Source organism: Streptomyces sp. NPDC048420 (assembly GCF_040651535.1).
In the GTDB taxonomy this organism is placed as follows: domain Bacteria; phylum Actinomycetota; class Actinomycetes; order Streptomycetales; family Streptomycetaceae; genus Streptomyces.
In genome coordinates this window covers 1-11366 of the sequence record NZ_JBEZKG010000045.1, presented here as the reverse complement: position 1 = coordinate 11366, position 11366 = coordinate 1, and the positions used below count along the sequence as shown (strand labels likewise).

The following is an 11366-nucleotide window of genomic DNA, read 5'->3' as shown; positions in this document are numbered from 1 at the left end:
GTCTTCGGACTCACCCGGTGTCCTCTCGGGCAACAACGTCCAGGCGCCGGTGAGCATTCCGGTGAATGCGTGCGGGAACTCCGTCGACGCGATCGGCGCCCTCAACTCGGCGTTCGGCAACTCCTGTGGCGACGGCGACAGCGACGAGGCGTCCAGCATCTCGGACGACCCCCTGGAGCAGACCCAGCCGGACGCCCCGGTGGCCTCGCCCGGCGACGGGGACGTCACCCCGGCCACGCCGGCTACGCCCGCCACGCCCGCCACGCCCGCCACGCCAGTGACACAGGTGGTCACGTCGCGTACCGAGCCTTCGGTGGAGTCGCCGAGCACACAGTGGTCCGAGCCGGTGTCCCTGGCCTCCGGCACGTCGCTGACGACCTCCGGCACCGCGGATGCGGGACGTGCACCCGCCCTGGCCGCCACCGGAAGTGAGAACGTCCTCTCGGCATCGGCCGCTGGTGCTGCGCTGCTCCTCGGCGGAGCCATCCTGTACCGACGGGGCCGAGCCCGCGTGTCGTAAACAGCGTGCAGGCTCCGATACTGCGCACCCGCCCCAGGGCCCCCGGCGCGGGACCGTCCAGGGGCGGCGTGCAACCGATCCCGTGGTGTCCTCGTATGTGAGGGGATCACCCCATTGGCGGCGCAACTCCCGGATGCACCAAGCGTTGACACAGAGCCGGGCATCCCGCCCGGGTGTTGTGTCAATCCTAAGGAGCACCTCCTCCATGTTGCGTATTGCGAAGGGCCTGGCCCTGACCTCCATTGCCGCCGCGGCCGTGGCGTGCACCGCCGGTATCGCCGCCGCCGACAGCGGCGCCCAGGCCGCCGCCGCCGACTCCCCGGGCGTCCTGTCGGGCAACGTCGTTCAGGTGCCGGTCCATGTTCCGGTCAACGGCTGTGGCAACACGGTCGATGTCGTCGGCTTGCTGAACCCGGGGTTCGGCAACGTCTGCGACAACAGCTGACTGAGGCGAAGCCCGTTCCATCGGCCGCCCTCCCGCAGGGGAGGGCGGCCGTCCTGCTCAGGAAGGGTCGCCGGGCGCTCTCGAGGGTGCCCCCAGGAATTCTTTCGGCACGCGGAATTTCCGTCACGACCGGGGTTCGTTGAGCCCGGTGACGTCATTCCCTCCGGCCGCATGAGCCGCCGAAGAGAGGAACACGATGAAATCCCTGAAAGGCGCAACCGTCGTTGCCGGGGCCCTGGCCGTCGCCGGCGTCGCAGCGCCCGCTTTCGCGTACGACACCGCCGACCTCACGCCGACCAGCCTCAACGGCGGTCTGAACACGCTCACCAGCACTCCCCTCGACGTCCGTCCGCTGCAGCACCAGTCGGACGCGCTCGACACCGAGAGCAAGGGCTCCGTGCTCAGCACGGTGAAAGGTGCGACGAACTCCCTCAATTCGGGAGGCGGCCATGGTCGGCTCCTCGGCGGACTTCCCCTCAAGGGTTGACGTACCCGCAATCCCTCGTTCGTGTGGAGATCCTTCGGGCCATCGGCTGTACGGGTGAGAACGGTTGGGTACGTGTCGGTGCGTCGATAGGGTTCCGCGGTGATTTCAACCTCAAGCGAAACACGCCCTTTCCGCGCCGCCGATCTGGGCACGCTCGTCGTGATGGCCTGGAGTGGCGCGGCCCCCGATGGCGACATGCCTTACCTCTTCGCCTACTCCCTGGGGAACGGGGCGAGCGGCCCGGAGGCTTCAGCAGCCGCCGTCGAGCGGCTGCTGCTCAGCACCGGACTGTCCGTCGGCGACGAACTCGTGGGCACCGCCGACCGTCCCAGCCTGCCCATCAGCCTGCTCGTCGAGGCCGGTCGGGCCGTCGTCACCATGCCCCACCTCAACGTTCAGTGCGTGCCGCCGCCGGAGTGGCTCGCCGCCGTCGGGCGACGCGGGCACGCCTACCTTGTGTTCACCACGCGGCCCTGGCCCGCGGCCGAGCCCGGCAAGCCCGTCGCCCCCGAGATGCTGGCCGCCTTCGCGGGCGCCGAGGAGACACTCAAGGCCGCGGCGCACGTCCTGCTCCCGGCCCGCAGCCTGCGCGGCTGATGACCAGGGCCGTAGGCGGCAGCCGGGCTCTCGCTCTGTTGCTGGTGGTGATGGGAGCGGCGGGAGTGCTCGCCTCCTGGGTCATCACGCTCGACGAGTTCAAGCTGCTGGAGGACCCGGACTTCACGCCGGGCTGCAGCTTGAACCCGGTGCTCTCCTGCGGCAACGTGATGAAGAGCGACCAGGCCTCGGTGTTCGGATTCCCCAATCCGATGCTGGGCCTGGTCGCCTACGGCATCGTGATCTGCGTCGGCATGAGTCTGCTGGCCGGCGCGAGGTTCCCCCGGTGGTACTGGTTGACCTTCCAGGCGGGCGCGCTGTTCGGGATCGGATTCGTGTCGTGGCTGCAGTTCGAGTCGTTGTACCGGATCAACGCCCTGTGCCTGTGGTGCTGTCTGGCGTGGATCGCCACGATCTTCGTGTTCTGGTATCTGACGTCCTTCAACGTACGGAACGAATTCCTGCCCGCGCCCGGGTGGTTGGGGACTCTCTTCGGCGAGTTCACCCACGCGCTGCCGCTACTGCACGTCGGCGTTGTCGGGATGCTGATCCTGACGCGATGGTGGGACTTCTGGACGGGTTGACAGTCCCGCGGGGACGGTCGTGCCCAATGCACTGGGCGTGGACGGTTCATCCACGGCCGGACGCCCCCGGTCCGTGTGCTGTCGGCCGATCGCCGCGACCGACGGGTGGTGCAGACGCGGCCTCGGGTGGGACGGGTCTGCACCGTCAGCGGTTCGAGGCGCCGCTGGAGACATGCGGCGTCTCGGACTGGTGCACGTGGATACGACCCTTGCCTGCCGCCTTGGCCGCGTACATGGCGAGATCTGCCTGATGCAGGAGTTCCGCCGGCGAGATTCCCGGGATGGCCACCGCCATGCCGATGGAGGCCGAGACCACTGCGTCCGTGCTGCCGATCCTGTACGGCTCCGTCAGAGCGGACAGGATCCTCGCGGCGACTTCCCCGGCACTCGAAGGGTGCGTCCCTGCCTTCCATTCCAGCAGGGCCGCGAACTCGTCTCCGCCGAGGCGGGCGACGGTGTCTCCCGCCCGCACGGACGACTGGAGCCGACGCGCCGCGTGGGCCAGGAGGGCATCGCCAGTCGCATGTCCGGCGGAGTCGTTGACGGCCTTGAAACCGTCCAGGTCCACGAAGAGGAGCACGGGTGGGGCCGCTTCCGCGCTCCTCTTCTGCAGGGCATGGGCGACCCTGTCGGCGAACAGCGCACCGTTGGGGAGGCCGGTCAGCGCGTCGTGGAAGGCATGGTGCTCCAGTTGCGTCCGGAGCGTGACCTGCTCGCTCACGTCGCGACTGATGAAGATCATTCCCTCGGGATGTCGGCTGATGGTCGATTCGACATGGCGCCAACGTTTGTCGGCGGTTCGCAGCCGCCAGGACACGCGGTGGCCCGCTCTGCCGGCGTCTGCTTCGGCTTGCTGCTGCAGCGTCTGGACGGCTTGCAGCAAGGTCGCCAGGTCGTCCGGATGGCAGAACTCGGGCAGACGAGCGCTCATCAGTTCTTCGGGCCGGTACCCGAAAACCGGGTGGATCGCCGGACTGGCATAGAGCACCACCCCGTCCCGACTGATGATGGTGATCACGTCGTGTGTGCCGTCGACCAGTGTGCGGTAGTGGGCTTCACTGGCTGCGGCCTCCTGTGCGATCCGCAGGTGGTCGGCGTGGGTGACACCCTGGCGGGCGGCCAGCGCGAGAAGCACCGAGCCGGCCAGGGCTGCCATCACGATGTCCATGGAGCCACCGGTGACGGCGTGGGCCGTGATGGCCAAAGCGCAGACGACCATGGGCACAAACGCTGCCACCACCCCGATGACGGGCATGGTCCGTTGGTCGAGCACCACGTCATCGGCGCTCCCCGGCATCCACGGTGCGAGGGCGATGAGGGACAGTCCGGTGATCGAGCAGGCTGCCGGGAGGGGGACCCCGTACCAGTCACCCGGCCCTGACAGGAGGATGCGGAGCACGTCGCCCGCGAATAGGACGGCGAGAGCCAGGACGCCCGCTGTGCTGGCCCTGCGCTCAGCAGGCCTCGGGCAGCAGCGCAGGGCGATGACGAGCCCCAGGAGCAGAACATCCGTCACGACGCGTGCAAGACCGAGCAGCGAGGCCGACACGTCACCGCCTTGGTCGGCACGATGCTGCAGGAGGACCCACCCCAGGGTGAGCAGGGAGCCCGCGATCAGCCAGCTGTCCAGCATCCGTCGTAGCCGGGTCAGGGTCGATCCGTTTTCCGCAGCCGCCATCACCAGCGCGACGACAGCGATCCCCAGACATGCGGCGATCCCGGCGCCCGCCAGCGGACGAACAACGGACTGCAGGAACCCCGCGGAGCGCACTCCGGAGCCGATCTGACTGACGAGGAGGTGGTGCAGGCCACCCGCCGCAGCCGACGTGGCGAGCAGCGTGAAACGAAGACGCACCTTGCCCTGGGCCGTCCCGGCCCGGGCAAGGAGGGACAGGGAGGCCCCGCCGTGCGCAGCTGTCACTCCCACGCCCTCTGGCACGAGCACGGCTGCCGTCACACCCGCTCCGGCGGCGACGACCAGAGCGGTGCCCCCGCCCAGGGTCTTGCCCGCCCAGGCGAGGGGCGGGCAGTCAATGCGAGTGCTACGAAGAGAACCGGCTCGACCGGTCCACCCGTGGATCATGCGAACCCCCAACGATGATCGAGCTCACAAGGGCAGCCGCAAAGACGTACGGGACTGCGCGAGCGGAAAAAAGAGATCAGGAGGATCTTCTCGCAAGTTGCACGACCGGCTTTAGTGATCTTCACCTGAAATAATGACAGCTCATCGCATTGGGGATGTAGGTGCCTATGACCTGGTAAAGAAGACGTATCGGTCACCGGCAACCTGTGGGTCGTGCTGGCGCATGGCGAATCGTTTCCGGTGCCCCACCCGGGCGGGGACCGGTCGGCTCACCGCGATTCCGGCGTGCGGTGGGAGAGGTCCGGACGAGGGTGCCATGCATCAGGTAGAGAGGACATCGGCCATGGCTGTCCCCAGAAGTGCCGGCTGGGGCCACAGATCAAGGGGATCGCCGTCGATCCCGGCGTGCACCCGGAGGCCTGCCCGGCTGGATCCGGCAGGCCGAGGCGGACGCCGGCGAACGTGATGACCGGCTCACATGAGGAATGTGCCGAACTCGCGGCGCTGCGCAAGGAGAACGCCCAGCTCAAGGGGGCGGACGAGGTACTGCGGACGGCGTCGGCGTTTTTCGCGGCGCAGCTCGACCTGACCCGGCACAGGTGACGGCGCTCCTCGACGAGCACCCGCATCTGGGGGTCGAGTGCCTTCTGTGGAACTGCAGATCGCTTCCTCCACCTGCTTCCGCCGGCGCCGCGCCGAGAAGGAGCCGTGCGCATGCAAGCGCCGGGACGCGGAGCTGACCGAGCAGATCCGGTGGATCCCCGCGGAAATCCGGTGGGGTCTACGGCTCGCCGTGCGTGCACTCTGCTCAAGCGCGACGGCGTGGCCGTGGGCTGCAAGAGGGTCGAGCGGCGGATGCGCGAGGCCGAGCTCGCCCGGGACCTGGTGGGACGCGATTTCACCGCGAGTGCGCCGAACCGGTTGTGGGCCACCGACCTGACGATGATCTCCACCGGCGAGGGACCCTTGTGACGCTCGGCGATCCGGGATGCTTTCTCCCGCGGGTGGTGGCCCGGGAGATCTCCGCCCGCGGATGCCGGCCTGGTGCTGACCATGTGGGAGTACGCCCTCGCCTCCCGCAAGGTCGGGTTCGGCGCACTCAAACACCACGCCGCGGCGATCTTCACCCAGAACGCCCGCTGCACTCACGACGGATCGGCGGCCGCCCTGGCGAACGACTCGCCGGACGCCCCGTCAAAGTCGTGGCCCACCCCGCTGGTCTTCCCCCGCAACCCTCCCGTGATCAGGTGCTGCGACGACCAGTTGAATCGCTCAATACACCAGTCAGCAATTCACCACACTGGCCGATCAGTTGGGCGATCGACTATCGGTCGGCAGCGTCGGTCAGTGCTCCACACCGCCGCCTGGCCCACCGGGTGTGTCAATTTTTTGGCCCTGTCTCACATTCGGTGGTGACGGAGAGTTGTCAGGGTCGTTGACCTTCATGTGATAGGTGTCAACGAGCTTGTGCAGACGGTGTTTTCGGGTCTGTCCCCACTGGTCATGGAGGATGTGGTCGACGAGGGTGAGCGGATCGTGGTGCGGGCCCGGACGCCGCTGGACACCGCGGTCTGCCCGGTGTGCGGGGCCTCGTCGGGACGGGTGCACGGCTATCACTGGCGGACGGTGGCCGACGTTCCGGTCGACGGGCGACGGGTGGTGGTCCGTGTGCGGGTGCGGCGTCTGGTGTGTCCCACGCGAGGCTGCCGCCACACCTTCCGCGAACAGGTGCCCGGGGTGCTGGAGCGATACCAGCGACGCACCGCTCGTCTGACCAGGCAGGTCAAGGCCGTGGCCAAAGAGTTAGCGGGCCGGGCGGGATCACGTTTGCTGGCGATACTCGCGGTGGGCCTGTCCCGTCACACGGCCCTGCGCACCCTGCTGCGCATCCCGTTGCCCACCGGGCGTGTGCCCCGCGTGATCGGCGTCGACGATTTCGCCCTGCGCCGGCGGCACCGCTATGCCACCGTGGTGATCGATGCCGAGACCCATGAGCGGATCGACGTGTTGTCCGACCGCACGGCCGACACCCTGGAAGCGTGGCTGCGCGGGCATCCGGGCATCGAGGTCGTGTGCCGTGACGGCTCGGCGACCTATGCCGAGGCCATCCGCCGTGCTCTGCCTGACGCGGTGCAAGTCGGTGATCGCTGGCATTTATGGAAGAACCTGTGCGAAGCCGCCCTGAGCGAGGTGAAGGCACACAGTGCCTGCTGGGCCACCGTCCTGGACGCGCCGATCTACGACGGGCCCCGCGCTCAGACCACCCTCGAACGCTGGCACCAGGTTCATGGCCTGCTCGACCAGGGCGTGGGCCTGCTCGAATGCGCCCGCCGCCTGCAACTCGCCCTGAACACCGTCAAACGCTACGCCCGAGCCGACCGGCCCGAGCGCATGCTTCGCGTCCCCAAGTACCGTGCCAGCCTGGTCGATCCCTACCGCGAGCACCTGCGCAAACGCCGAAGTGAAGACCCCGGCGTCCCCGTCCAGCACCTCTTCGAAGAGATCAAGACCCTCGGCTTCACGGGCTGCCTGAACCTTCTGCACAAGTACATCAACCAAGGCCGCGCGGACGCCGACCGCAGCCATATCTCGCCACGCCGGCTCGCCCGGATGCTGCTGACCAGGCCCGACAACCTCAAGCACGAGCAGCACGAGCTCCTGGCCAAGCTCACCGCCGCCTGCCCCGAGATGACCCAACTGGCCGCAGGTATCAGAGACTTCGCCCCGCTCCTTACGCCACACACCGACAACGCCGACGCGCTCACGCACTGGATCGCCCAAGTCAGAACAGCCGACCTGCCCCACCTACACGCCTTCACCCGGGGCCTGGACCGGGACATCGACGCCGTGATCGCCGGGCTCACGCTTCCGTACAGCAACGGCCCCACTGAGGGCGTCAACACCAAGACCAAACGGATCGCGCGCCAGATGCACGGACGAGCAGGCTTCACCCTGCTCCGGCACCGCATCCTCCTCGGATAACAGCACGCTCCGTCACCACCGAATGTGAGACAGGGCCGTTAGATTTACACTCCCCCGCTCGGCCGCCTCAAGGCGCACCCGCTCCCGCTTTTCCTGCTCCTTGGGCGTCAGCCCGCCCCCATGCGCGTACCGCATGACGACGTCGTACCGCAACGATCAAGAACCGTCACGGGCCATCGGACTCCGCGAGTTCAACCTGAGTAACCCACGAGCCGGCGGCCCGGGGTAGGCCCGGACGGCGAGCACCTGGACGCCCTGGCGCCCGCAGATCCGCGTGATCCGGTCTGTGCGGGCTGCGCGGCGACACCGAGCCCGCCCGCAAAGTGCGCGACACCTCATCCGATCAGTGGCCAAGCTGGGAGAGCTTATGGATACTTACGGCCTACCGCCGTAGCAAGGCGCAGAAGTGGCCGGCGTTTCGGGGTCCGACAACTAGGTCGAAGCGGTCATCCTCGGCCAGGAAGTCCCGTACGGCCTGCTCCGGACCGGAGGAGAAGTACCCATAGTCATCGACCATCAGAATGGAGCCCGGGCGCGTTCTCGATCCGAGTAGCCGCAGTCCCGTCAGGATTGGTTTATAAAGGTCGAAGTCGAGATATGCGAAGGCCACGACATCCGGCAAGTCCCGGAGTTCCTCGGCGATGAAGCCCGCGACGATGTGGAGCCGATCGAACGGAAATCCTACCGAGGTGAGCCGTTTCCGTACAAGATCCTGGGGGAACGACATCGCCGACTCGTAGCTGTGCATGGTCCCTCGGCCCTCGATGTCGTCGATGAGCCTGTCCTCCGCCGTGGGGCGGGACAACCCCTGGAATGAGTCATACAGCCACAAGTGCCGACCGCTATTCATGATCTCATTCGCCAGTAGCGCCGATGTGGAGCCCTGGGCCACGCCCATCTCGACAACGTCGCCCTCACCGCTGTCTTGAGCATTCTGCAGCCAGTGGAGAAGGTGCATCGCCTCGCTGATCTCAGTGCCGATGAGCTTCGAGATCAATGGAAGCCGGCCCTCCCGCTCCCGCAGGGCAGGAAATACGTGCTCGATGTGGATGTCGTACAGGTTCTGCACCACACGAGCGTATTGCCTTTGTGTGACCAATTCCTCCCGCTGCGTGATCACGCGAGCATCGGCGATGCGGAGCACGCGGTCGAGAGCGTTCCTTGTTGCTGTCTTTACATTGGACATAGAGCGACCCTAGCCACAACCATGCATTTGACCCAGCCTCCTGTACGGTGAGTCGGACTGGATTCGCTCTCCGATCTGCGAGGAGTCGGGCTCCCCGCCGGTATTGGCTGTTGACCCGCCGCAGCCTGGCGGAATGCCAAGGGGATGGGGATTCTTGCGTCTCCATCCTGGTTCCTGCGCAAACCCTGGTGGCTTTCATCCACTCGGCTATGCTGCCGTGATATGACAGAGATCCGACCGACCGGCAGGGAGAGCGAGTGGCGACGAAACTGGCTACCGAACTTGAATCGTTCCGGAGTATCTGGAAAGGCGGGTTCTTCGGGGCCGACCCCCTGGAACCGCTGGACTCCCTGTACGGGCTGTGGGGCTACACGTCGATGCAACACGCCACTTACCTGGCCTGCATCAAGCCGTACATCAACGCCAAGACCCGTGCTGTGGAGATCGGCCCCGGGAGGGGGGCCTGGACACGTGCCATGGCCGGCGCCGGCGAGGTCATCTGCCTGGACGCCCTCTCGGCGGAGCACAACGGCTTCTGGGAATACGTGGGCAGGCGCGAGAACGTTCGGTACTTCAAGGTCGAGGACTTCGGTTGCGGCATGCTGACCGACGACAGCATCGATTACCTGTTCAGCTTCGACGCGCTGTGCCACGTCAGTTTCGAGGGCATCTCTGCGTATCTGACGAACCTCTATCCGAAGTTCCAGTCAGGGGCACATGGCTTCATTATGGTTGCCGACTACACCAAGTACAACAGCTTCGTGCAGAACCAATCTCGCTTCGACGTGACGAGGAGTCTGCTAGGGAAGGGCGGCGGGCAGTTGACGCGACGACTGATCGACGCCTACCTGCTGCCGTTGCAGACGCACGCCCGCAAACGTGCCACCTGGCGACGGTTGAACCTCTCGGAGGACGACGTGGCGCGCCCGGGCCGGTGGTACAACGCGGGTGGGACACGCACCTGCGAACTGCTCGAGAAACTGGGCTATGAGGTTCTGGACCCGGACATGGAACTGGACTACCGCAGCCCCGTGATTCACTTCCGCAAGCACTGAGCGGCTCTGAAGCTCATATAGATCGTCAATTGGCTGTAGATGCCGATGGTTCGCTCCTGGAGGCGCTGGTGAGGTGGTAGACCTGGCGCCGGCGAATCGTTTGAGGCATCTGGAGATGTCCTTCGTCTTGAGCCCTTCGAGGGTGCTTCGTGCGACGTAGCCGCGGTGCTGGGCCCTGACGCATGCGAACCAGCACGATTGTGTGCAGTGCGCGGTTGACCTGGCGGTCGCCGCCGCGGTTGAGTCGGTGCGGCCGGAGGGGCCGGCACGGGTGCGGTGGCGCAAGGTGAGCGAAGGATGCCTCCGAGGCGAGACTGTCGGGGTTGTACCCGACTGCGACCGGTAGTTGGCCGGCGACCTCGGTCTCGGCGCGTGGTAGCGCGATCAGGCCGGGCGCGGTGCGGGTGATCAGGGCCCGCAGCTCGGTGTCCGCGTCTGCGACCTCCTGCGTGCTGGTAGCGCTTGGCCAGGCCCTTGAGGGCGAGTTTGACGACGGCGGGGGCGGTCAGATCGGTGCCGGGACGACTCGCTGCCAGGCGCCGTATCAACTCGGTGGTGGTCGGCGAGTGCAGTGCTTCTCGTTACGCCAGCGGGTGCGGTGACGATCAGTGAGCTTCTTCAGCGCCGCCGCTCCAGGGTGAGGACGGCTTTGGCGATTGACGTCCTGCGGTTGGGAATGCACCGGGATCTGCGGAAGTTCTGACAGGACTTCAGGTGCGCAACACCGCGCTCGACCGGTGCCCGTGCCGCGGACAGCGCCCGGTGGCGGTCTTCTCGGTGAGGGCGAGTTCCTGCAGGGGCTCGCGTTTGATGCCGGTACTCACCCAGGGACCGCCACCCTGGTAGGCGAGATCGGCCAAGATGGGGACGCCCTGGCGCTCACAAATGCGGATGATCCGGTGGGTGTGAGCAGCGGTCAGGTCGTGAGTGCGGCCCGGCAGTGTGGGTGAGAGCCACTGCAGCCGGCCGTCGGGATCGGTGACCACCTGCACGTTCACGCCGTGCCGGCCGTGCTTGTGGGCATAGTCCGCTCGCCCGTCTCCGACCCGGTCGCACTCGGCCAGGGTGCCGTCCAGCAGGGCGAAGTCGGGGTCGGCCTCGCGCAGGACCTTGGGCCTTCCCCCGCGAAAGTGGACACGCGTTCGGGTGGTTATGCGGCCAGCGTGAGCTTATCGGACTCCTGTTGGTGCTGGTCCTCGTAGTCGACGGGGCTGAGGTGTCCGTTGGCGGAGTGCCTGCGGCGGGTGTTGTAGCGTGTGAGCCACCGGAAGACGGTGCGTCGGCAGAGTTCCGCTCCCGGGTAGTGGTGGGCGCCGCGCAGGGTCTCCCGCTTGTCGGCGTACTCGCGAAAGTGCTCAAGTAAGTACGGATAAACGTGCTCAGCCGGATGTTCGCCTGTGGGCTTGTCAGAAGTAGCGTGCGACGAT

General features: G+C 66.9%; 12 protein-coding genes and 1 pseudogene. 9 read left to right on the top strand and 4 right to left on the bottom strand.

The annotated features are described in order from the left end of the window. The 5 genes from AB0D34_RS44325 to AB0D34_RS44305 all read left to right on the top strand — a co-directional run. A partial coding sequence (locus AB0D34_RS44325) for a chaplin (RefSeq protein ID WP_362673185.1) occupies positions 1-520 on the top strand: 520 nt, incomplete at its 5' end. Positions 521-725: 205 nt separating this feature from the next. Further along, on the top strand, positions 726-965 hold the full coding sequence (locus AB0D34_RS44320; RefSeq protein WP_362673182.1) for a chaplin: 240 nt from the start codon (positions 726-728) through the stop codon (positions 963-965). Between the two features lie 196 nt (positions 966-1161). Beyond that, on the top strand, positions 1162-1452 hold the full coding sequence (locus tag AB0D34_RS44315; protein ID WP_362673179.1) for a hypothetical protein: 291 nt from the start codon (positions 1162-1164) through the stop codon (positions 1450-1452). Positions 1453-1551: 99 nt separating this feature from the next. Beyond that, positions 1552-2049: a DUF5949 family protein gene (locus AB0D34_RS44310; RefSeq protein ID WP_362673177.1), complete on the top strand. Its 498-nt coding sequence runs from the start codon at positions 1552-1554 to the stop codon at positions 2047-2049. Beyond that, complete coding sequence (locus tag AB0D34_RS44305) at positions 2049-2633, top strand: vitamin K epoxide reductase family protein (protein WP_362673174.1); 585 nt, start codon at positions 2049-2051, stop codon at positions 2631-2633. Before AB0D34_RS44310 ends, AB0D34_RS44305 begins: the two co-directional genes overlap by 1 nt. Before the next feature lie 145 nt (positions 2634-2778). Here the strand turns inward: AB0D34_RS44305 and AB0D34_RS44300 are convergent, their stop codons facing one another. Then, positions 2779-4554 (bottom strand): diguanylate cyclase, encoded by a 1776-nt coding sequence (locus AB0D34_RS44300; RefSeq protein ID WP_362673171.1) that lies wholly within the window; start codon positions 4552-4554, stop codon positions 2779-2781. A 627-nt stretch (positions 4555-5181) separates the two neighbouring features. Here AB0D34_RS44300 and AB0D34_RS44295 point away from each other — a divergent pair. From AB0D34_RS44295 to AB0D34_RS44285, 3 genes are all read left to right on the top strand, one after another. After that, positions 5182-5319: a hypothetical protein gene (locus AB0D34_RS44295; RefSeq protein WP_362673259.1), complete on the top strand. Its 138-nt coding sequence runs from the start codon at positions 5182-5184 to the stop codon at positions 5317-5319. 171 nt (positions 5320-5490) lie between these two features. Beyond that, positions 5491-5688: a hypothetical protein gene (locus AB0D34_RS44290; RefSeq protein WP_362673169.1), complete on the top strand. Its 198-nt coding sequence runs from the start codon at positions 5491-5493 to the stop codon at positions 5686-5688. Between the two features lie 504 nt (positions 5689-6192). Beyond that, on the top strand, positions 6193-7698 hold the full coding sequence (locus tag AB0D34_RS44285; protein WP_362673257.1) for an ISL3 family transposase: 1506 nt from the start codon (positions 6193-6195) through the stop codon (positions 7696-7698). 382 nt (positions 7699-8080) lie between these two features. On the opposite strand, the gene AB0D34_RS44280 is transcribed toward AB0D34_RS44285, so the two are convergent. Beyond that, positions 8081-8884, bottom strand: a complete 804-nt coding sequence (locus AB0D34_RS44280) for a TylF/MycF/NovP-related O-methyltransferase (protein ID WP_362673166.1) — start codon at positions 8882-8884, stop codon at positions 8081-8083. Between the two features lie 257 nt (positions 8885-9141). On the opposite strand from AB0D34_RS44280, the gene AB0D34_RS44275 reads away from it, so the two are divergent. Continuing rightward, complete coding sequence (locus tag AB0D34_RS44275; RefSeq protein ID WP_362673163.1) at positions 9142-9939, top strand: class I SAM-dependent methyltransferase; 798 nt, start codon at positions 9142-9144, stop codon at positions 9937-9939. A gap of 618 nt (positions 9940-10557) precedes the next feature. On the opposite strand, the pseudogene AB0D34_RS44270 reads toward AB0D34_RS44275, so the two are convergent. Further along, positions 10558-11045: pseudogene (locus AB0D34_RS44270) on the bottom strand (transposase family protein); the annotation flags it as partial. Between the two features lie 44 nt (positions 11046-11089). Then, on the bottom strand, positions 11090-11366 hold a 277-nt coding region (locus tag AB0D34_RS44265), incomplete at its 5' end, for a hypothetical protein (protein ID WP_362673160.1).

Excerpts from the sequence above, each read along its gene's own strand:
- AB0D34_RS44320 (WP_362673182.1), top strand. The coding sequence starts at position 726 with ATGTTGCGTATTGCGAAGGGCCTGGCCCTGACCTCCATTGCCGCCGCG.
- AB0D34_RS44315 (WP_362673179.1), top strand. The coding sequence starts at position 1,162 with ATGAAATCCCTGAAAGGCGCAACCGTCGTTGCCGGGGCCCTGGCCGTC.
- AB0D34_RS44305 (WP_362673174.1), top strand. The coding sequence starts at position 2,049 with ATGACCAGGGCCGTAGGCGGCAGCCGGGCTCTCGCTCTGTTGCTGGTG.
- AB0D34_RS44295 (WP_362673259.1), top strand. The coding sequence starts at position 5,182 with ATGACCGGCTCACATGAGGAATGTGCCGAACTCGCGGCGCTGCGCAAG.
- AB0D34_RS44280 (WP_362673166.1), bottom strand. The coding sequence starts at position 8,884 with ATGTCCAATGTAAAGACAGCAACAAGGAACGCTCTCGACCGCGTGCTC.